Source organism: Streptomyces sp. NPDC058653 (assembly GCF_042716895.1).
GTDB lineage: Bacteria > Actinomycetota > Actinomycetes > Streptomycetales > Streptomycetaceae > Streptomyces.
The window spans coordinates 1-20,756 of record NZ_JBHXRM010000066.1; the positions used below are offsets into that span (position 1 = coordinate 1).

At 72.2% G+C, this 20,756-nt stretch carries 18 protein-coding genes and 1 pseudogene; 11 read left to right on the top strand and 8 right to left on the bottom strand.

The window, feature by feature from the left end:
• The first annotated feature begins 123 nt into the window (after positions 1–123).
• Positions 124–1,404 carry a S1 family peptidase gene (locus ACFWU9_RS34365; RefSeq protein WP_384325002.1) on the top strand — a complete coding sequence of 427 codons (1,281 nt, stop codon included), beginning with the start codon at positions 124–126 and terminating at the stop codon, positions 1,402–1,404.
• Between the two features lie 165 nt (positions 1,405–1,569).
• Here the strand turns inward: ACFWU9_RS34365 and ACFWU9_RS34370 are convergent, their stop codons facing one another.
• From ACFWU9_RS34370 to zapE, 3 genes are all read right to left on the bottom strand, one after another.
• Positions 1,570–2,931: an alkaline phosphatase PhoX gene (locus ACFWU9_RS34370; RefSeq protein WP_384325003.1), complete on the bottom strand. Its 1,362-nt coding sequence runs from the start codon at positions 2,929–2,931 to the stop codon at positions 1,570–1,572.
• Between the two features lie 125 nt (positions 2,932–3,056).
• Positions 3,057–3,482: an OsmC family protein gene (locus ACFWU9_RS34375; RefSeq protein WP_384325004.1), complete on the bottom strand. Its 426-nt coding sequence runs from the start codon at positions 3,480–3,482 to the stop codon at positions 3,057–3,059.
• An 81-nt stretch (positions 3,483–3,563) separates the two neighbouring features.
• Entirely contained in the window at positions 3,564–4,706 is a 1,143-nt protein-coding gene (zapE, locus tag ACFWU9_RS34380; protein WP_384325005.1) for a cell division protein ZapE, read from the bottom strand.
• 253 nt (positions 4,707–4,959) lie between these two features.
• On the opposite strand from zapE, the gene ACFWU9_RS34385 reads away from it, so the two are divergent.
• The 5 genes and pseudogenes from ACFWU9_RS34385 (at position 4,960) to ACFWU9_RS34405 (ending at position 9,968) form a co-directional block, all read left to right on the top strand.
• Positions 4,960–5,772, top strand: coding sequence for a pyrimidine reductase family protein (locus ACFWU9_RS34385; protein ID WP_384325006.1), 813 nt, complete (start codon positions 4,960–4,962; stop codon positions 5,770–5,772).
• Positions 5,773–5,898: 126 nt separating this feature from the next.
• Positions 5,899–6,363: pseudogene (locus tag ACFWU9_RS34390) on the top strand (indole-3-glycerol phosphate synthase); the annotation flags it as partial.
• A gap of 169 nt (positions 6,364–6,532) precedes the next feature.
• Positions 6,533–7,933 carry a UDP-N-acetylmuramate--L-alanine ligase gene (murC, locus tag ACFWU9_RS34395; RefSeq protein ID WP_384325007.1) on the top strand — a complete coding sequence of 467 codons (1,401 nt, stop codon included), beginning with the start codon at positions 6,533–6,535 and terminating at the stop codon, positions 7,931–7,933.
• Between the two features lie 21 nt (positions 7,934–7,954).
• Positions 7,955–8,362, top strand: a complete 408-nt coding sequence (msrB, locus tag ACFWU9_RS34400) for a peptide-methionine (R)-S-oxide reductase MsrB (protein ID WP_384325008.1) — start codon at positions 7,955–7,957, stop codon at positions 8,360–8,362.
• 172 nt (positions 8,363–8,534) lie between these two features.
• A complete protein-coding gene (locus ACFWU9_RS34405) occupies positions 8,535–9,968 on the top strand; it encodes a M20/M25/M40 family metallo-hydrolase (RefSeq protein WP_384325009.1) in 1,434 nt (477 codons plus the stop codon).
• A gap of 97 nt (positions 9,969–10,065) precedes the next feature.
• Here the strand turns inward: ACFWU9_RS34405 and ACFWU9_RS34410 are convergent, their stop codons facing one another.
• Positions 10,066–10,467, bottom strand: a complete 402-nt coding sequence (locus ACFWU9_RS34410; RefSeq protein ID WP_384325010.1) for a VOC family protein — start codon at positions 10,465–10,467, stop codon at positions 10,066–10,068.
• A 151-nt stretch (positions 10,468–10,618) separates the two neighbouring features.
• Here ACFWU9_RS34410 and ACFWU9_RS34415 point away from each other — a divergent pair, with 151 nt between their 5' ends.
• The 3 genes from ACFWU9_RS34415 (at position 10,619) to ACFWU9_RS34425 (ending at position 12,711) form a co-directional block, all read left to right on the top strand.
• Positions 10,619–11,257 (top strand): nucleoside/nucleotide kinase family protein, encoded by a 639-nt coding sequence (locus ACFWU9_RS34415; RefSeq protein WP_384325011.1) that lies wholly within the window; start codon positions 10,619–10,621, stop codon positions 11,255–11,257.
• Between the two features lie 136 nt (positions 11,258–11,393).
• A complete protein-coding gene (locus tag ACFWU9_RS34420) occupies positions 11,394–12,374 on the top strand; it encodes a hypothetical protein (RefSeq protein WP_384325012.1) in 981 nt (326 codons plus the stop codon).
• A gap of 151 nt (positions 12,375–12,525) precedes the next feature.
• Entirely contained in the window at positions 12,526–12,711 is a 186-nt protein-coding gene (locus ACFWU9_RS34425; protein ID WP_384325013.1) for a hypothetical protein, read from the top strand.
• 410 nt (positions 12,712–13,121) lie between these two features.
• Here ACFWU9_RS34425 and ACFWU9_RS34430 read toward each other — a convergent pair whose 3' ends face one another.
• The 3 genes from ACFWU9_RS34430 to ACFWU9_RS34440 all read right to left on the bottom strand — a co-directional run bounded on the left by ACFWU9_RS34430 (position 13,122) and on the right by ACFWU9_RS34440 (position 16,994).
• Positions 13,122–14,105 (bottom strand): aldo/keto reductase, encoded by a 984-nt coding sequence (locus ACFWU9_RS34430; protein ID WP_384325014.1) that lies wholly within the window; start codon positions 14,103–14,105, stop codon positions 13,122–13,124.
• Between the two features lie 86 nt (positions 14,106–14,191).
• Entirely contained in the window at positions 14,192–15,973 is a 1,782-nt protein-coding gene (treZ, locus tag ACFWU9_RS34435) for a malto-oligosyltrehalose trehalohydrolase (protein ID WP_384325015.1), read from the bottom strand.
• Positions 15,974–16,085: 112 nt separating this feature from the next.
• Positions 16,086–16,994: a GNAT family N-acetyltransferase gene (locus ACFWU9_RS34440; RefSeq protein WP_384325016.1), complete on the bottom strand. Its 909-nt coding sequence runs from the start codon at positions 16,992–16,994 to the stop codon at positions 16,086–16,088.
• A gap of 134 nt (positions 16,995–17,128) precedes the next feature.
• On the opposite strand from ACFWU9_RS34440, the gene ACFWU9_RS34445 reads away from it, so the two are divergent.
• Both ACFWU9_RS34445 and ACFWU9_RS34450 read left to right on the top strand, forming a co-directional pair.
• Complete coding sequence (locus ACFWU9_RS34445) at positions 17,129–17,677, top strand: DUF1707 and FHA domain-containing protein (protein ID WP_384325017.1); 549 nt, start codon at positions 17,129–17,131, stop codon at positions 17,675–17,677.
• Between the two features lie 119 nt (positions 17,678–17,796).
• Complete coding sequence (locus tag ACFWU9_RS34450) at positions 17,797–18,333, top strand: hypothetical protein (RefSeq protein ID WP_384325018.1); 537 nt, start codon at positions 17,797–17,799, stop codon at positions 18,331–18,333.
• Between the two features lie 34 nt (positions 18,334–18,367).
• On the opposite strand, the gene treY is transcribed toward ACFWU9_RS34450, so the two are convergent.
• Positions 18,368–20,710, bottom strand: a complete 2,343-nt coding sequence (gene treY / locus ACFWU9_RS34455) for a malto-oligosyltrehalose synthase (protein ID WP_384325019.1) — start codon at positions 20,708–20,710, stop codon at positions 18,368–18,370.
• Positions 20,711–20,756: the final 46 nt, after the last annotated feature.

Consider the following 20,756-nt stretch of genomic DNA (forward strand, 5'->3'; position numbering starts at 1 on the left):
GGGGGCGGCCCGCCCCCGGCCCCCCCCGGCCCCTCGCATCTCGTCGCCCGCTCCGCTGAACGCAACTCCCGTACCGCCCGTATCTAGGGGCGGACTCCGTAATCCCCCACAGGAGGCGACGAGTTGAGTCACAGGCGAATATCCAAGGGCAAGGCCGTACTCGCGGGTGCCGGGGCGGTGGGTGTCGCGGCCGCGGCCATCCTGCTGCCGAACGCCAACGCGTCACAGTCCGGCACGGACGACGGCGCGGGCGACGGGTCGGCGCGGAACGCGAGGACGGTCAGCGCCGCGTCGGCGCCGGAGCTCGTCGCGCGGCTGTCCTCACAGCTCGGCGACGAGTACGCGGGGGCGTACTACGACACGCAGAAGAAGCAGGTCGTGGTGAACGTCGCGGACAGCGGGAAGGGCGACGGCGGCGACGCGACCGCGCGGGTGCGCGACGCGGGCGCGGTGGCCAGAAGTGTCGAGAACAGCATGGGCGAACTCCGCTCCGCCACCGGCACGCTGAGCCGCGAGGCCACCATCCCCGGCACCGCGTGGGCCGTCGACCCACGTAACAACCAGATCCTCGTCACGGCCGACACCACGGTCACCGGTGAGCGCTGGGACACCCTGGAGTCGACCGTGGCCTCGCTGGGCGAGGGCATGGCCCGTATCCAGAAGTCGGCGGGCGAGTTCAAACCGTTCCTGGAGGGCGGCGACGCCATCTTCGGCGGTGGAGCCCGCTGCTCGCTCGGCTTCAACGTCACCACACAGGACGGCGCACCCGGGTTCCTCACCGCCGGGCACTGCGGTGTCGGGGCCGACCAGTGGTCCGAGGAGCAGAACGGCGCGGCCGTCGGTACGGTCCAGGCCGCGACGTTCCCCGGCGACGGGGACTTCGCGCTCGTGACGTACGACGACCCGGCCACCGCCGCGCCCAGCGAGGTGGACCTCGGCGACGGGCAGACCTTGGCGATCGGACAGGCGGGCGAGGCCGCGGTGGGCCTGGAGGTCGTCCGGATGGGCAGCACCACCGGGCTGGCGGACGGGTCGGTCACCGGGCTCAACGCCACCGTGAACTACGCCGAGGGGTCCGTCAGCGGACTCATCCAGACCAACGTCTGCGCGGAGCCGGGCGACAGCGGTGGCCCGCTGTTCACGGCGGACGGGACCGCGATCGGTCTGACGTCGGGCGGCAGCGGCGACTGCACGTCGGGCGGCGAGACGTTCTTCCAGCCGGTCTCGACGGCGCTGGCCGCGGTGGGCGCGGAGATCGTCGGAGACGCGGGCGCCGGTGCGGGCGGTGACGCCGGCGCCGGTGACGAGGGTGCCGGTGACGCCGGCGCCGGAGCCGACGACAACGGTGCGGGCGACGGCATCGGTGCCGGTGACGACGGCGCGGAGCTCGGTCAGGACCACTGACCCGCAGACGCCTAGGGCGTCGCGCGGCTCCTCGGCCGCGCGTGTCCTCGGATCGCCGGACGGGCTGTCTTCCAGCCCGTCCGGCGATCGGGGCGCTCACGGAGGCGGGGGGCGCGCGAGCGCTCCCGTACTCGGCGTACCCGGGGCGGCCCGGCTACGGACGCGTCAGCGCCAGGGCCCGGTGATCGCGAACGTCGTGCCGGGCGTGTAGCAGTTCACGTACATCGTCCGGCCGTCCGGGGCGAAGGTGACCCCCGCGAACTCGCCCCACTCCGGCTTCTCGGGCGTCCCGATGTTCTCCGCCCCGCGCGCCATCTCGTACAGCTCGCCGTCCCGCGTCAGCCCGAACACGTGCTGCGCGCCACCGCCGTCCTCGCACACCATCAGACCGCCGCTGGGCGCGAGGCAGATGTTGTCCGGGGACTCGCCGGGCAGCTGGATGTCGGTGTCCGGGCCGAAGGCGACCACCAGCGTGAGCCGGCGACGCCCCGGTTCGTATCTCCACACCTGTCCGAAGTGGTCGGCCGCCGAGCCCTCCGCGCTCTTGGCGAAGCTCGACACGAAGTAGACGGACCGGCCGCCCCAGTAGCAGCCCTCCAGCTTCTGGGCGTGGGTGATGCCCTTCCCGCCGAAGTCCTGGAGGCGGATCGGTGTCTCCTTCGCCTGCGTGTCGGGGACCGGCACCCACTCGATACGGTCGAAGACCGTGCCCGGCTCCTGGACGGCCGACAGGTCGGGTACGCCGGGGACGCGCATCGCCTCCAGCGTGCCGCCCGCGCGCAGCGAGCCCAGGCTGCCGAGCGGCTTCTCGGGCAGGAAGCGGTAGAAGAGACCGAACGGCCTCTCGAACGCGTCCTCCGTCTCGTACACGACGCCCTCACGCGGATCGATCGCGACCGCCTCGTGCTGGAAGCGGCCCATCGCCTTCAGCGGTACGGCTCCGCTGCGGTGCGGGTCGGCGCCGTCGACCTCGAAGACGAAGCCGTGGTCTTTGGTGTAGCCGTTGGTGCCGGCCTTGTCCTCGGTCTCCTCGCAGGTGAGCCAGGTGCCCCAAGGGGTGGGCCCGCCCGCGCAGTTGACGGCGGTGCCGGCGATGGCGACGCGTTCGCCGAGTACATGGTTACGGCCGTCGAGTTCGAGCGCCGTACAGCCGCCCTTGCCCATCGGGTCGTAGGTCAGGCCGTCGACGGTCGGTACGCCGATCTTGCCGTCGGCCCGGTTCTCGTGGTTGCGGACGAGACGGACGCGTCCGTGGGGGCCGGCGAAGGCGGCCATACCGTCCGGGTTGCCGGGCACCTCGCCCTCGCCCGAACGGAGCGCGTCGCCCGTGCGGGACAGGACGCGGTAACGGAAACCCTCCGGCAGGTCGAGCAGACCGCGGGGGTCGGGTACGAGGGGGCCGTAGCCCCGGCGCCCCATCTCTTGCGCGGTGGCGGTGCCGGCGAAGAGCTCCGACACCGCCCCGGTGAATGCGATTCCGGCCACCGATGCGCCGGTGGCGAGAACTTGACGTCGTGTTGCGGACATGAGGCAGCTACTCCCTGTTGGCGGACAGAGACGTGACCCGCACGGTGTATCACGGGTGTAGTACACACGTGAACCGTGCGGGCCACTGGGCCTTATGTGTCCTGAGGGATCAGCGGATCAGCGGATCAGGCGAGCGAGGCGGTGAGCGTGATGCTCGTGCCCGCGAGCGCCTGGCTGACCGGGCAGTTGGCCTTCGCGTCCTCGGCGGCCTTGACGAAGTCCGCCTCGTCGATACCCGCGACCTCACCCTGCACCGTGATGTGGATGCCGGTGATGCCGGTGCCGGGCGTCAGCGTGACGTCGGCCTGGGTGTTCAGCTTGGTCGGCGGGGTGCCGGCCTTGGCGAGGCCGTTGGACAGGGCCATCGAGAAGCAGCTGGAGTGAGCGGCGGCGATGAGCTCCTCCGGGCTGGTCTTGCCGTTGGCCTGCTCGGCGCGGGAGGCCCAGGAAACCGGCTGGTCGGCGATACCGGAGGAGTCGAAGGTGACGACGCCACTGCCCTTGAGGAGGTCGCCTTCCCAGACGGTGTGTGCCTGGCGCGTGGTAGCCATGGTGGTGGAACCCTTCTGTATCGGGCACGCGAGAGCTGATCGAACGTTACTCGCGCACCGCACATCGTTACGGCACCGAACTTACTCGGCGAGCGGTCTCTTCGCGTCGCGTGCCAGGGCAGTGAGACGGGAGATCGCGCGGAAGTACTTCTTCCGGTAGCCGCCGTTCAACATTTCTTCGCTGAAAAGCCGGTCGAAGGGCGCACCGGAGGCGAGAACCGGTATCTCCCTGTCGTACAGCCGGTCGGCCAGGACGACGAGGCGCAGCGCCGTCGACTGGTCGGGCACCGGGACCACGTCGGTGAAGCAGGCGAGCCGCAGACCCTCCGTCAGCGCGCCGTAGCGGCTGGGGTGGACGGTGGCGAGGTGGGCGAGGAGAGCGGAGAAGTCGTCCAGGCTGACGGCTCCGGCTGCCGCCCCGGCCGCCTCGGCTCCGGCTTTGGCACCCGCCCCGGCCGCCCGCGCGGCGCGTGTCACCTGCTCGGTGGTGAGCGGGGCGGGAGCCTCGGGCAGTCCCCGGTGCCGGTAGTCCTCGCCGTCGATACGCAAGGGGCGGAAGCGCGCGGAGAGCCCCTGGATCTCCCGCATGAAGTCCACGGCGGCGAAGCGGCCCTCGCCGAGCCTGCCGGGGAGCGTGTTGGAGGTCGCGGCGAGCGCGACGCCCGCCTCCACGAGCCGGCTCAGCAGGCTGGACACGAGGACGGTGTCGCCCGGGTCGTCCAGCTCGAACTCGTCGATGCAGAGCAGCCGGTGGCCGCCGAGGGTTTTTACGGTCTGCTGGAAACCGAGCGCGCCGACGAGATTCGTCAGCTCCACGAAGGTGCCGAACGCCTTCTCCTCGGGAGGGGCCGGGGTGGCGTGCCAGAGGGAGGCGAGGAGGTGGGTCTTGCCGACGCCGTAACCGCCGTCGAGATAGACGCCACGAGGGCCGGCGGCGGTGGCCCGGGGCTTCCTGCCGAACCAGCGCCGCCTGCCCGCTCCCGCTCCCGTTCGCGCCCCCGCCTCGCCGAGTCCGGCGGCGAAGTCGCCCAGTACGGCGACGGCCTCGGCCTGGCTGGGCCGGTTCGGATCGGGCACGTACGTGGCGAAACGCACCGAGTCGAAGCGCGGCGGCGGAACCATCTCGGCGACCAACCGCTCAGCCGCGACCCTCGGCTCCCGCGCGCAGAGCGAGACGGGCCCGCTCGCGGAGGTGGACGCCGGTTCGGCGGGGGAGACAGACACGATGCCCAACTCTAGAGCGTGCACGACCCACACGATCCGCCGGCCGACCGGAGGCGGGGGCGTATCCGCGGGTTGGCACGCGGGCGGTCCCGTCCGCCGGGCGCGCCAGCGGGCGTCCGTGTCGAGTGGCGGGGCGAGAATCGAGCACATGAACCCGCCCGCCCGGCGCCCGGGGATCGGACACCCGGGCGGACCGGCGTGCGGGGCACGCGGCGACCGACGGCGTGCGACCGCGCGTGTCAGACTGCTGCGCATGCGACGCCTCCTCCCCGTGATCGATCCGACCGCGCCCGCGACCGCCGCCCGTCCCGAGGACCGCCCGGACCTCGTGGACCGCGAGTGGACACTGGACGAGCTGGCCGACGCGTACGCGTACCCGACGGTCACGACGGACGCCCCGCGCTGGCTGCGCGGCAACATGGTCTCCACACTCGACGGCGCCGCCCAGCACGAGGGGCGCTCGCAGGCGATCTCGTCCGCGGCCGACATGCGGATCTTCGGAACCCTGCGCGGGCTCGCCGATGTCGTCCTCGTGGGCGCGGAAACGGTTCGTCTGGAGGAGTACCGCCCCGCCCGCGCCCGCGACGCGTTCGCCGAGCGGCGCGCCGCCGCCGGGCAGACCGCCGCGCCCGCCATCGCGGTCGTCAGCGCGAGCCTGGATCTCGACTTCTCCCTCCCCCTCTTCACCGAGCCCCTGGTGAAGACCCTGGTCCTGACCGGCGCCGCCGCGTCGCCCGACCGGATCCGGGAGGCGTACAAGGCGGGCGCGCGGGTGGTGGTCGCCGGGGACGGGCCGGGCGTCGACCCCGCCCGGGCGGTCGGAGCCCTGGCGGAAATGGGTCTCGTACGGCAGCTCGCCGAGGGCGGACCCCGGCTGCTCGGCCAGTTCGTGGCGGCCGGAGTGCTGGACGAACTCTGTCTGACGGTCGCGCCCCTGCTCACCGTCGGCAACGCCCAGCGCATCACCGGCGGACCGGGACTCCCGGACCCCCAGCGCTACGGCCTGGCGTCCCTGCTGGAGGAGGGCGGGTTCCTTTTCACCCGATACCGTCGGATCCGACATTGAGCGGAATTCGCCGTTCCGGTTAGCTTCCGCTGGGCACACTTACTCACGCAGACCCCGTGCGGACACGGGGAAGGATGGTTTCCGCAGCGGGCCGAACCGGCCCCTGAACGACGAAGGGCGCCTGTCGTGTTCACAAGCGTATTGATGATCGAGAAGCCCCTGTCGTCCGTGGACGTCGAATTTGTCACCACGCTCCACGGCGACGAGGACGTCCGCTTCATCGTGCTCATGCAGCCCCGCGGCGACCAGGTCGACGCGCTGCTGCGCGCCATCGACGACGTCGCCTTCGGCGAGTTGAGAGAGGCCGGCCGCGAAGGCGACGAGCCCGAGGGCGCCGAGGCGCGCGGGCCCGCCGAGATGGCGCTGGCCCACTCGCTGGGAGCGCTGAGAGCCGCGGGCCGCACGGCCAACGGGGTGGTGGTCGAGAAGCACCCGCTCGACCACCTCAGGTCCGTGGTGGAGGAGGCCGCCGCCGACGAGGTGATCGTGCTCACCGAGCCGCACTACGTGGAGGAGTTCTTCCACCGGGACTGGGCCTCGCGCGCACGTCACAAGGTCGGCGTTCCGGTGCTCAAGCTCTTCGCGCACAGCGCCGACGACGACAGCGCGGCCGGCGTGCGGAACGGCGACGGCGCCCGCGGCGGGACCGAAGGGGAGGCCGAGGGGGCGGGCCGGAACGAATAGGCTGGGGGAGCGCCGCCGGCCCCGCCGTCGGCCGTCGAAGACCCGCACCCTCGCCGCACCACCTGGGAGAACACGTATGGCACCCGGTATCCCCACCGCCATGGAACGGCCGCACTTCATCGGCATCGGCGGCGCCGGAATGTCGGGTATCGCCAAGATCCTCACCCAGCGCGGTGCCAAGGTCGCGGGCAGTGACTCGAAGGAGTCCGGCACCGCCGAGGCCCTGCGTGCCCTCGGCGCCACGGTCCACATCGGCCATGCGGCGGAGCACCTCGCCGACGACGCCTCCTGCGTGGTCGTCTCCAGCGCGATCCGGGCGGACAACCCGGAGCTGGTACGGGCCGCCGAGCTGTCCGTCCCGGTCGTCCACCGCTCCGACGCGCTCGCGGCCCTCATGGGCGGCGGTCTGCGGTCCATCGCCGTCGCCGGCACGCACGGCAAGACGACGACGACCTCCATGCTGGCCGTCGCCCTCACGGAGCTGGGCCTCGACCCGTCGTACGCCATCGGCGGCGATCTGGAGGGGCCCGGGACCAACGCCCGCCACGGAGAGGGGGACATCTTCGTCGCCGAGGCGGACGAGAGCGACCGGAGCTTCCAGAAGTACGACCCCGACGTCGCGATCGTCCTCAACGTCGAGCTGGACCATCACGCCAACTACGCCTCCATGGACGAGATCTACGAGTCCTTCGAGACGTTCGTCGGCAAGATCGTCCCCGGCGGCACGCTGGTGATCGCCGCCGATCAGCCCGGCGCGGTCGAGCTGACCGCGAAGGTGCGAGACCTCTCCACGGTAAAGGTCGTCACCTACGGCGAGGCGGCGGACGCCGACGTACGCGTCCACAAGGTCACCCCCCGGGGTCTGACCAGCGAGGTCACCGTCGTCCTGGCCGGCCGCTTCCTCACCTTCACCGTCTCGGTCCCCGGCCGCCACTACGCCCACAACGCGGTGGCCGCCCTCGCCGCGGGTGTCGCGCTCGGCATCCCCGCGCACAACCTCGCCTCCGCGCTCGGCAAGTACACCGGCGTCAAGCGCCGGCTCCAGCTCAAGGGCGAGGTGAACGGTGTCCAGGTCATCGACTCGTACGCGCACCACCCCACCGAGATGACCGCCGACCTGGAGGCGATGCGCGCCGCCGCCGAGCCCGGCTCCCGGCTGCTCGTCGTCTTCCAGCCGCACCTCTTCTCGCGTACACAGGAGCTGGGTACGGAGATGGGCCAGGCGCTCGCCCTGGCCGACGCCTCGCTGGTCCTGGACATCTATCCGGCCCGCGAGGACCCGATCCCCGGCGTCACGAGCGCGCTGATCATCGAGGCGGCGGAGCGGGCGGGCGCGGACGTCGGGGCCGTGCACGACAAGGGAGCGGTGGCCGAGGCCGTGGCGGGAATGGCGAAGCCCCGGGATCTCGTTCTCACCATGGGGGCGGGGGACGTCACGGACCTCGGTCCGGACATTCTGGCCCGCCTGTCCCACTGAGGCGCTGGAGAGGAAGAAGTCATGGCGTACGACATCGACAAGCCCGACGAGCAGTGGCGCGAGGAGCTGTCCCCGGCCGAGTACCGGGTACTGCGCCAGGCCGGCACCGAGCCCGCGTTCGTCGGTGAGTACACGGACACCAAGACGGAGGGCGTCTACTCCTGTCGCGCGTGCGGCGCGGAGCTGTTCCGCTCCGACACGAAGTTCGAGTCCCACTGCGGCTGGCCGTCCTTCTACGACCCGAAGGACAGCGACGCGGTCGAACTGATCGAGGACAGCTCGATGGGCATGGTCCGCACCGAGGTCCGCTGCTCCCGCTGCGGATCCCATCTGGGCCACGTCTTCGAGGGCGAGGGATACCCGACACCGACGGACCAGCGCTACTGCATCAACTCGATCTCCCTGCGGCTGACTCCCGACGCGGCCTGATCACACCCGAGCGCGAATGACACGGCCCGGTGACCGGACTTCGGTCACCGGGCCGTCGTCGTGTCCTCGTGTCCTCCCGCGCCGAGCGGATCTTCGGGTGGCGCGGCCTTGTGTGGGGTTGGCCTGTCCATGACGATTAGGCCGCCGGTTACCGCCTCGGAAGGGATTTTCCATGCCTGAGCAGTCCGCTGGAATGCCGCGTAGAAGGACCGTCCTCGCCTCGGCCGCCGTCACGGCCGCGGGCGTGCCCCTGATCGCCTCCGCCGGGCAGGCCGCCGCCGCGACCGGGGGTCCCGGCCGGGGGAACGGCGGCCGGCCCGCCACCGCGCAGGCGCCCGACCGGGAGTTGCGCAAACTGCTCAAGGAGATCGACGCGGACCGTATCGAGGCGACCGTACGGCGGCTCGCCGCGTTCGGCACCCGGCACACGCTCTCCGTGCAGGACGACCCCGAGCGGGGGATAGGCGCCGCGCGGGACTGGATCCTGGCCGAGATGAAGAAGTACGCGGCGGTCTCCGGCGGCCGGATGACCGCCGAGCTCCAGTCGTACATACAGGAGCCCGCGTCCCGCATCCCCGTGGCGACGCGGATCACCAACGTCGTCGCCACACTGCGCGGTTCGGTCGATCCCGACCGCGTGTACGTCGTCGCCGGGCATTACGACTCGCGGGTCACCGATGTCATGGACGCCACCAGCGACGCGCCCGGGGCCGACGACGACGCGTCGGGCGTCGCGCTCGTGATGGAGCTGGCGCGCGTGATGGCGAAGCGGCGGCCGGCGGCGACGATCGTCTTCCTCGCGGTCGCCGGTGAGGAGCAGGGCCTGTACGGATCGGGGTACGCGGCCAAGCAGTTCAAGGCGGCCGGCGCCGACATCCAGGGCATGTTCACCAACGACATCATCGGCAGCTCGCGCGCCGACGACGGCACGCGCGACCCGCACACGGTGCGGCTCTTCACCGAGGGCGTGCCGTCGTCCGAGACCCCGCAGCAGGCCAGCACCCGCCGTTCGATCGGCGGCGAGAACGACTCGGCGACCCGCCAGCTCGCCCGCTTCGTCAGCGACGTCGGGTCGAACGACGCGACGGACATGAACGTACGTGTCGTCTACCGGCGCGACCGCTATCTGCGGGGCGGCGACCACATCCCCTTCCTCGAACAGGGCTATCCGGCGGCCCGGTTCACCGAACCCGCCGAGGACTTCGCACACCAGCACCAGGACGTACGGGTCGAGGACGGCAAGCAGTACGGCGACCTGCCCGAGTTCTGCGACTTCGACTACATCGCGCGGGTCACCCGGGTCAACGGCGCGGTGCTGTGGACCCTGGCGCAGGCGCCCGGCACACCGCGCGAGGCGCGGATCGTCACGAGCAACCTCACCAACGACACCGAGCTGAAGTGGGCGCTGGGCACGGAGCCCGGCCTGGCGGGCTACGAGGTGGTGTGGCGCGAGACGACGGACTCCGAGTGGACGCATGTGATCAAGGTCGGCCTCACGACCACGCACACGGTGGACCTGTCCAAGGACAACGTCTTCTTCGGCGTACGGGCGGTCGACCGGGACGGCAGGAAGAGCCCGGTCGCCTTCCCGCTGCCGGGCAACTAGGCCCCGTCCGGCGGAGCTTCACGGGCCCGGACCGCCCCTGACGACCCCGGCAACGCCCCGCGCGGGTGTGCCAGGCGTCGTCAGCCGGACGGGACGTTCAGGACACGCCCTGGGGCGCCGCCGGCTGGAGGAGGTCCCAGCCGTTGCCGTACAGGTCCTCGAAGACCGCCACCGTGCCGTACGGCTCCCGCCGGGGCTCCTCCAGGAAGCGCACCCCCGCCGCCGACATCCGGGCGTGGTCGCGTGCGAAGTCGTCCGTGTGCAGGAAGAACCCGACCCGGCCGCCGGTCTGCGCGCCGACGCTCGCCCGCTGGGCGTCGTCGGCCGCGCGGGCCAGCAGGAGCGCGGCGGCGCCGCCGCGCGGCCGTACGACCACCCAGCGGGAGCCGTCGCCGCGATCGGTGTCCTCGATCAGCTCGAAGCCGAGCGGGCCGGTGTAGAAGGCGATCGCCTCGTCGTAGTCGCGGACGACGAGGGTGACCAGGGCGATGGAGGGCATGGTCGGAGACGTTATACGTATGATCGGTCGAGCGGCAAGAAAGCCCGGCGGCAAGAAAGCCCGGCGGCAGGGGACCCCGACGGCAAGGGAGTCCGCCGGCGGGCCCGGACGGCCGTCCGGCCCGGACCCGCCCGGATGGAACAATGCCGCCATGGACGCGCGGCAGCTCGACGCACTCACCCACCGCGCCCGGCAGCTCGCCGCCACCGGCCGACGCCGGATCCTCGGCATCGCGGGCGCGCCGGGCGCCGGCAAGTCGACGCTCGCGGCCGAACTCGTCGCGGGGCTCGGCGGGAGCGCCGTACTCGTCCCCATGGACGGCTTCCATCTCGCCCAGGCCGAGCTGCGCCGGCTGGGCCGCGCCGACCGCAAGGGCGCGCCCGACACCTTCGACGCCGTTGGATACGCGGCGCTGCTCGCCCGGCTGCGGGCGCCCGAGCCGGGGGTCGTCGTGTACGCGCCCGCCTTCGACCGGGCTCTTGAGGAGGCCGTGGCGGGCAGCATCCCGGTGGGGCCCGAGGTGCCGCTCGTCATCACCGAGGGCAACTACCTGCTGCACGACGACGGCGCGTGGGCGGCGGTCCGCGCGCTCGTCGACGAGGCGTGGTTCCTGGAGCTCGACCCCGCCGTGCGCGTACGGCGTCTGGTCGACCGGCATGTGCGCTTCGGCAAGGAGCGCGCGTACGCCGAACGCTGGGTCAGGGACTCCGACGAGGCCAACGCGCGGCTGGTCGCGCGCGGCGGGCACCGCGCGGACCTGGTGATTCCGGTCACAGCCGGACCTGGCTGATCCGCACCGTACGCCCCCGAACGGACATGGGTGGCCCACGAGGGCCTACCATCGAACGTTCGACGCACGTGACGATCACAGGGGTAACGGGGACCGGGGCGCGAAGCCGAGCGCGATCATGGGGAGGCGGACGACCGTGGGGTTGTTCAGACGTGGGCCGAAACGAGACGGGCGCGAGATGCCTCGCGACCCCGAATTCACCTTCTTCTCGACCGCCGAGGCCGCGCTTTTCCGGAGCCAGGTACGTGAGGCGTTCGCCGAGCGGGGTCTGGAGGTCACCGTCTACTCGGACCTGGTGACCGACAGCGCCGGCCGTCAGTTCGGACTCTCCAACCTCGCCGCCGTCTGCCACAACGACGACCGCGGCGCCCGCGTCTGGGGCGAACTCGTCCGCCAGCACGCCGGGATGGTGCTGCGGACCATGGACGGCCCGTCGGCCCTCGACACGCTGTCGCCGGCGCAGATCCGGGCGCAGCTCTACCCCCGGGTGATCAGCGGCGACAGCCTCGACGCGCAGGCCTTCGCCTACGCGCGCTCCGTCGCCCCGGGGCTGTACGAGATCCTCGCGCTCGACCTCCCGGAGAGCGTCATGATGCTCACCGACGAGGCGCTGGAACCGCTCGGCCCGCTGCACGAGTTGCGGGCGCAGGCGCTCGGCAATCTGCGCCAACTGCCCGTCGAGGGACGGGAGACGGTCAAGGACGCGGGGGGAATGCGGTTCGAGGTCATCATGGGCGACTCGTTCTACACCGCGAGCCGCGTCCTGGCGCTGGACAGCCTGGTGCGCCAGGTCACCGGGCGGCAACTCGGCACGGACGGGGCGCTGGTGGCGTTCCCGTTCCGCCACCAGCTCGCCTTCCATGTCATACGTGACTCCAGCCTCATCCCGTCGCTGAACGCCATGGCCTCGTTCGCCGCGTCCGGCTTCGAGGACACGCCCGGCGCGATCTCCCCGTACGTCTACTGGTGGCGCGACGGGACCCTGACGCAGCTCAGCGACAAGGACGAGGGGAACGCCGAGGCGGCCGGGCTGCGCATCGTGGTCGGCGACGACTTCCAGGAGCTGCTGGAGCGACTGGTCGCACCGGGGGGCCCGGACGAGGACGGACCGGCGTAGCGGCCCCGCTCCCGAGCCGCCGCGGCGCCGCCCGCGACCGGATCGGCGCATCTCGGTGAAGTCCCTCGTCGGGACGCCGGACGATCAGTGACCGATGAGCGGATCCGGCGTTGATCATCGCGATTCTCCCCGCCCCTGAAAGGAGCCAGCGATGCGTCGTCGTCTCGCCGTCCTCGTGTACGCAACGGTCGCCCTGGCCGTCGCGTACGCCGCCCCGGCCCAGGCAACAGTCAACCCCACCCCGGTCGTGCCCCCCGCCGCCGAGGCCCTCCTCAAGGACGGGCTCACGATCGAGGGCCCTCTGATCAACAACCTCGGCCTTCAGCAGCTGCTGTAGCGCCCGGCGGAGAGGGCGTCCCCGATCACCCCCGTGCGCGCGAGCGGGAGCGCGAAAGGCCCGGCCGGGGTTGCCCCGGCCGGGCCTGCCTCGTGTCTCTGTGAAGGCCGCGCCCGTCCGAGCTCGTACGCGTCGTTCTCGGTGGCGGGCCGCGTCACGCGGGGGCTCAGAGGGTGAGGCCGCCGCCCAGGTCGATGCCGATCGCGGAGGCGGGAGCGGCGAGGGCGGTGACGAGGGCGAAGGTCCCGAGCAGGATGGTGGTGATCCGACGACGCATGGAAGCTGCCTTTCTCAGATGGACTCTGACCGAGCTGCTGTCAGTATGAAGATCACCAACTCCCAATATCGGGACATCCACGCCGAATACACCTGAATGCATGCGTCCGCCCCGGCCCCTTTGCCCGGCCCGCTCAGCTGAAGTGCGAGAGCACGTCGTACGGGTACGGCAGCGGGCGCGCGCTCGCCTCGTCCAGGCGGGCCGTCTGATCGGGCGTCAACTCCCAGCCCACCGCGCCCAGGTTGTCCGTCAGCTGCTCCAGCGTCCGCGCGCCGATGATCGGGGCCGTGACTCCCGGCCGGTCCAGCAGCCAGCGCAGGGCCACCTGGGACGGTGTGCGGTCCGCCTCGGCGGCGACCGCCTGGACGGTCTCCACGACCCGCCAGGTCTCCTCGTTGTCCCGCTCCCGCCAGCTCTCGCCGTCGCCGCGCGACTCCCGGCTGCCGGCCGGGACCGACGTCATGCCCCGCTGGTACTTGCCGGTCAGCCAGCCGCCCTGGAGCGGGCTGTAGGGGATCACACCGACCCCGGCCGCCTCGCTCTGCGGCAGCAGCTCCCACTCCACCTCGCGCGCCAGCAGGTTGTAGATCGGCTGGAGGCAGACGTAACGCTCCCAGCCCCGCCGGTCGGAGACGTCGAGCGCCCGCTGGAGCTGGCCGGGCGAGACGTTGCTCGCGCCCAGGTAGCGGACCTTGCCCGCCTTCACGAGGGTGTCGAGCGTGCCGAGGGTTTCCTCGATCGGAGTCCTCACGTCCCAGACATGCGTCTGGTAGAGGTCGATGTAGTCGGTGCCGAGCCGCCGCAGGCTCGCCTCCACCGACGCGATGACGTGCTTGCGGCTCAGGCCGGTCTCGTTGGGCCCCTCGCCCATCGGGAGGGCGACCTTCGTCGCTATGACGAGCCCGTCGCGCTCGCGCCCCTTCAGCCAGCCGCCGAGGACCTCCTCCGAGACGCCGAGGCCGTAGGCGTCCGCCGTGTCCAGGAAGGTGCCGCCGGCCTCCGTGAAGGTGTCGAGTATCCGGTGCGCGCCGGCCTCGTCGTCCTTGGAGAAGGTCATCGTGCCGAGACAGAGTTCGCTGACGTGGAGTCCTGTCCTACCGAGAGTTCGCTGCTTCATGGTCCAGACGCTAGACGTTCGAGCGCACACGAACGGGCACGGTTTCACTCTCCGCTGATTTCGCCGGTCCGCCCCGGGGCGGGGGCTCAGCCGCCCGCGAGCACCGCGCACGACTCGGGCGCCAGCCGCAGCACCCCGTCCGGGCCGGGCGCCTCCACCGGGTCCCAGGCCACCAGCACCTGCCCGCCCCGGCCCCCGAGCGGGATCTCGGCCGGCGTCGCGGATAGATTCAGGGCGACCCGTACATCGCCGCGCCGGTACGCGAGCCAGCGCGCCCCCTCGTCGTACGCCACCTTGACCGTCGCCAGGTCCGGGTCCGACAGATCCGGATGGCTGTGGCGCAGGGCGATCAGGTCGCGGTACCAGGCCAGCAGGCGCGCGTGCGGCTCACGGGCCGCCTCCGTCCTGTCCAGGCACGAGCGGTCGCGCGTCGCCGGGTCCTGCGGGTCGGGAATCGACTCCGCCGCCCAGCCGTGCGCCGCGAACTCCCGCCGCCTGCCGTTGCGTACGGCCTCCGCGAGCTCCGGGTCCTGGTGGTCGGTGAAGAACTGCCAGGGCGTCCTGGCACCCCACTCCTCGCCCATGAAGAGCATCGGCGTGAAGGGGCCGGTGAGCACGAGCGCGGCGGCGCACGCCAGCAGACCGGGGGAGAGGGTCGCCGACAGCCGGTCGCCGAGCGCCCGGTTGCCGATCTGGTCGTGCGTCTGCGTATAGCCGAGGAAGCGGTACGAGGCGGTCCTCGCGGGATCGAGGGGGCGGCCGTGCGTACGGCCCCGGAAACTCGAATACGTACCGTCGTGGAAGAAGGCGCGCGTCAGGGTCTTCGCCACGGCGGCGAGCGGCTCGGCCGCGAAGTCGGCGTAGTAGCCCTGCGACTCGCCGGTGAGGGCGGCGTGCAGCGCGTGGTGGAAGTCGTCGTTCCACTGGGCGTGCAGCCCGAGACCGCCCTCCGGGCGCGGAGTGGTCGTACGGGGATCGCCCAGATCGGACTCGGCGATCAGGAACAGCGGCCGGCCCAGCTCCGCCGAGAGAGCGTCGACGGCGGTGGACAGCTCTTCCAGGAAGGTCAGCGCGCGGGTGTCGGCGAGCGCGTGCACCGCGTCGAGGCGCAGTCCGTCGAACCGGTAGTCGCGCAGCCACGCGAGCGCGCTCCCCAGCAGATACGCGCGGACCTCGTCCGATCCGGGGGCGTCCAGATTGACGGCCGAACCCCAGGGGGTGTGGTGGGTGTCCGTGAAGTACGGGCCGAACTCGGGCAGGTGGTTGCCGGACGGGCCGAGGTGGTTGTGCACGACGTCGAGCACGACGCCCAGCCCCAGCCCGTGCGCCGTGTCGACGAACCGCTTCAGCGCCTCGGGGCCGCCGTACGGCTCGTGCACCGCCCACAGCGACACCCCCTCGTACCCCCAGCCGTGCGTCCCCGGGAAGGGGCACACGGGCATCAGCTCGACATGGGTGATGCCGAGCGCGGCCAGCGGGGCGAGCCGGGCCGCCGCGGCGTCCAGGGTGCCCTCGTCGGTGAAGGTGCCGATGTGCAGCTCGTACAGGACGGCGCCGGGCAGCGGACGGCCCCGCCAGGGTGTGGACCAGTCGTACCCGGCATGGTCGACCACGGCGCTCGGTCCGTCCGGTCCGTCCGGCTGGCGGCGGGAGCGGGGATCGGGCAGCACGGGGCCGCCGTCCAGCGCGAAGCCGTAGCGCGTGCCGTCGCCCGCCGGGGCGTCGGCGGTCCACCAGCCCTCGCGCAGCGGATCACGGCCCATGGCGATGTCGACGCCCCCGTCGTCGCCGGTGGCGTGGCCGGCCGGATCGCCGATCCGGAGTGTCACATGGTCCTGCGCCCGCGGTGCCCAGACCTCGAACTGCACGGCTCGTCCCCCTCTGTCGTCGGCACTCTCCACCGACATGGTGACAAGAGGGCAGGCGGGAGGCCTGGTGATCCCGTCGATTCGGTGAACACGTCACCCCACGGGGTTCCCGTCAGACGAGATGGAGGCGCTCCTGGACGACCGGGTAGCCGACGCGCGCGAAATGCGCGGCCATGGGGAAGTTCCCCTGGTCCGTCGTGGCGGCGATGAACTCCGCCCCGGTCCCGGCCAGCACACGCGTGCACTCGACGAGCAGGTCGTGGGCGTACCCGTGACCGCGCTGCTCCGGTACGACCCCGATGAACCCGACGCAGGGCCCCGACGGGTTGTGCGCGGGCACGTGGAGACCGACCAGCTCCCCGGCCCGGTCGTACGCCAGCTGCCACCACTCGCGCGGCGACGGGCACCAGTGGAAGAAGTCCAACTCCTCCTGGGCGGCCCGGTCCAGACCCGACTCCTCGATCGTGCGCAGCGCGTGGGCGTCGAGCGTGACCGAGTGGACACGGCGCAGCACGTCGAGGATCACGCCGTCGTCGGGCTCGGGCCGGAACTCCAGCCGGCCCGGCCGCTCCGGCAGCCCCGTCTCCGGCGTCCACCGGTACTGGAACCGCTCGACCAGCGGCTTCATCCCGGCGGCCCGCGCGGCATCCGTCCGGGACGTGACGGCCGCACGGGCCGCCGGATCCTCGCGCCAGCCGGCCGGCGCGATCAGCTCGTACTCCACGTTCCACGGCGCACGGCGCAGCAGTTCGGCGCCGGTCTCCTCCTCGCCCTCCGCGATGTCGAGCCAGTTGAGCATGAGCGGCTCCCGGTCCTCGGGCCCGCCCCACCACGCGGCGCGGGCCACCACGACGCCGTCGCGCAGGGCCACCCAGCTCCACTCGGGCCGGTAGTCGCCGCCCTCGGCGACGGTGCGGTACTCGACTCCGCCGAGCACCCGCCCCACCAGCCCCGCGTCGGGCAGCGAACGGAACAACGGGGCTTCGGACTCGGTGAGTTGACGGAAGACCGGTCGGGTCATGAAAGGCGCCTCCAGAAAGGGGCGCCCACCGTAGACGACCGGACGGGGCGCGTACGAATCAATTTCGTCACCGCTGCTCCACCGTGGCGGACCCCTTCTGGACACGTCACGGACTCGGCCCGACAATCAGTGACGTGACGTCCTCGTTCGAATTCCACACGTATCCCGCGCGGCTCTCCGACGCCGAGCGCGACCGTGTGCTCGGCGTCCTGAGGGAAGGGATGGCACAGGGCAGGCTGTCGCACGACACCTTCATACGCCGGATGGACCTGGCGCTCGCCGCGCGCAGGTCCGACGAGCTGGAGGTGCTCACGGCCGACCTGGACACCGACGGCCGCTGGGCGCGACGGGTGTTCGGCGCGGTGGGGCGGGCCTCCGCCTTCTCCGCGCGGCTGCGCAGGGCCTGGCAGGTGGAGAAACTGCCGAAGCTGCTGCTGCCCGATCCGGGGCCGGTTCCGCTCCGTATCGGCCGCGATCCGATGAACGGGCTCCGGCTCAGCCACGACACCGTCTCCCGCATCCACGCCGAGCTGGGGATGCAGGGCGGGCGGTGGATCCTGCGGGATCTCAGGTCGACCAACGGCACGACGGTCAACGGCCGCCGGGTGACGGGGACGGTCGTGGTGCGCGACGGTGACATGGTGAGCTTCGGCGAGCTGAGCTTCCGACTCGCCTCCCACTGAACGGCCGGCTGCCCCCGGGGCTCACCCCCTGACCCGTCGGACGGATCGCCTCGGGCGGGCAACTTCCGCCGTGCGCCGGTGGTCCGACGTAGGACGCACGGGGCGGACGAGGGGGAGCCATGGGCTGGTTCGACACCGATACCGGTACGGACGCGGAGCGGGCGTGGGCCGCCTACGTCAAGGCGAGCGACAAGCTGGCCGGCGCCCGGCGGGAGCTGTTCGAGACGGACGCGCTGCCCCTGGTGCGCGACGCGCTGGCGGGCGGCGGTGACCTGCTCACCGCGCTGCATCTGCTGATGGACGTGGGCTGGCAGCGCCCGGAGCTGGTACGTGCCGTCCTGCCCGAGCTGTACGAGTGCTCGCTGAGCATGGGCAGGGCCGGCATCTTCGCCCGTCTGGTCCTGGGCAGGCTGAGCCGCGCCGGCGAGCGGTACACGGACGGCATGTACGAGCAGGTCGGCGGGCTGATGGAGGCGACGCTGCGCGAGGAGGGCGACGACGCGCTCACCCTGCGCGCGCTGGCGGCGCTGCTGGAGGACATCGGCGCGATGGGCCTGATCGCGCGCCTGAGGGAGTTCGGGCGGCTGTCGCCGGACGTGGACGTACGGGAGCTGATGGAGGAGTACCCGGAGGACGAGTACCCGCCTCCCGTGTGACGGGCGTCGGCGGCCCGCGCCGGGGAAGAGGGGGCTACTCGCGGCGCGACAGGAGCGCCACCGGACTCGCCGAGAGCAGCTCCGTCAGGGAGATCGGCCCGCCGGGGAACTCCCGGTCCGGCGACAGCGCGTCCGTCCAGCGGCCGGCGGGGAGTTCCAGCACCGTGCCCGACCAGCCGCCCGACGCCGCCAGCCGCAGCGACAGCCTCGTGACCGCCGAGATGACCTCGCCCGACCGGGAGAACGCCGTGCAGTGGTCCGCCGCCGGACCGGTCGCCTTCAAGGGCGTGTACGTGGCCGACTCCGCGAAGGCGTGGGGGCGTTCGCGGCGCAGCCGCAGAGCCGCCACCGTGAGTACGGTCTTCTCGTCCGGCGGGCCCGTACGGAAGCGTTCACGGTTGTCGGGGTCGACCAGCGCCAGATACTCCCGCTCGGTCCGCTGGTAGATGTCCGGCACGCCCGGCATCGTGAGATGGACCAGCGCCGCCCCCAGCGTGTTCGCCCGTACGTACGGGGCGAGTTCACGGCCCAGGCGGGCCACCGCCTCGCGCGGCCGGCCCGCGGGACCGGCCGCGACGAAGTCCCGTACCGCCTGTTCGTACACCGGGTCCGGCTCGGTCCAGCTGGTGAGCAGCCCCGCCTCCCGTACCGCCTTGAGCAGCGCGGGCTCCATCCGGGCGCCGTCGGGCGGCGCTTCCGACGGGGTGAAGCCGATGGCCGTCTGCCAGGCCTGCCAGGCCAGTTGGGCGTCCGGCGCGGGAACGCCCGCCAGCTGGCGCAGCAGCGCGTTCCAGCGTTCGGGGCTCTCCGACAGGACGGCGATCCTGGCCCGTACGTCCGCGCTGCGCTTGGTGTCGTGCGTGGTCAGTACGGTGCCGGTGGCCGGCCAGTCGCGGGCGAGGCGCGCGCAGTAGTCGTGGAAGCGCTCCGGACTCACGGCGGGCCGCCCCGGATCCCCGCCGACCTCGTTCGCCGAGAGCAGCGGCACATGGCGGTAGAACGCCGTGTCCTCCACCGCCTTGGCGCGCAGCGCGGACGACGTCTGGGCGAACCGCGCGCAGAAGGCCGCCCGGTCAGGGCCGCCGCCCAGCCTGCCGAGCGCCAGCTCCCGTACGACGTCGACGGCCGCCGCCTCCTCCGGCACGGCGAAAGCGGCCTTCGCCTGCCGCGCCGCCTCCTCCGAGACCGCCGCCTCGTCGGACTCCCGGCAGGGCCCGCCCGCGACCGCGTAGGGCCGGTAGACCGGCACCCGTACCAGCAGCTCCCGGATCGCCGTCCGCAGCGCCCACGGCGCGTGGTCGCGCAGCGCGGCGTCCGAGGCGCAGATCCGCTCCGCGATCCGGGCCAGCGCCGAGGTCTCGGCGGCCAGTTCGTCGATGACGACCTTGTACATCGCGCGCCGCACGGTCGCTTCCCAGTAGCCGCCCCGGTCCCCGGCGGGCCCGGTGAAGTCCCGGAAACGGTGCGCCAGTTCGTCGGCGCCGACCGGATCGGTGAAGAGTCCGTCGATGTGGCGCAGCGCGTCGTACCCCGTCGTCCCGGCCACCGGCCAGTTCGCGGGCAGCGGCTCGTCACCGGTGAGGATCTTCTCCACGACCGTCCAACAGGCCCCGCCCGTGGCCTCGTTGAGCCGCCGCAGATACTCCTCCGGGTCGGCGAGACCGTCCGGGTGGTCGACCCGCAGACCGTCGACGACCCCGTCCCGTACGAGTTCGAGGATCTTCGCGTGCGTCGCGGCGAAGACCTCCGGGTCCTCCACCCGGACCCCGATCAGCTCGGAGATGGTGAAGAAACGCCGGTAGTTGAGCTCGGTGCGGCCCAGCCGCCACCACGCGGGCCGGTAGTGCTGGGCGTCGAGGAGCTCGGGCAGCGGCAGCTCCTCCGTGCCGGCGGCCAGCGGGAGACGCAGCTCGCCGTGGTGCAGCATGCCGTCCGCGACCCGCAGTTCGCCGATCTCACCGCCGACAGGCCCCGGCAGCACGGGCAGCAGCAGCTTCCCGCCGCCCGCCTCCCAGTCGATGTCGAACCACCGGGCGAACGGGGACGCCGGCCCCTCCCGCAGCACCTCCCACAAGGCCCGGTTCTCCGACGGCACGGCCGCCATATGGTTCGGCACGATGTCGAGAACGATCCCCAGCCCGTACTCGCGCGCCCGTTCGGCCAGCTTCCGCAGGCCCTCCTCGCCCCCGAGCTCGGCTCGTACCCGTGAGTGGTCGACGACGTCGTAACCGTGGGTCGAGCCCGGCACGGCCTCCAGCACCGGCGAGAGATGCAGATGCGAGACCCCGAGCGCGGCCACGTACGGAACCGCCTTGGCGGCGGCGGCGAAGGGGAAGTCCGGCTGGAGCTGGAGCCGGTAGGTGGCAGAGGGCGTCATGCGAACGTACGTACCCCGCTCGGCGGCTTCTGTGTCATCGGGTCAC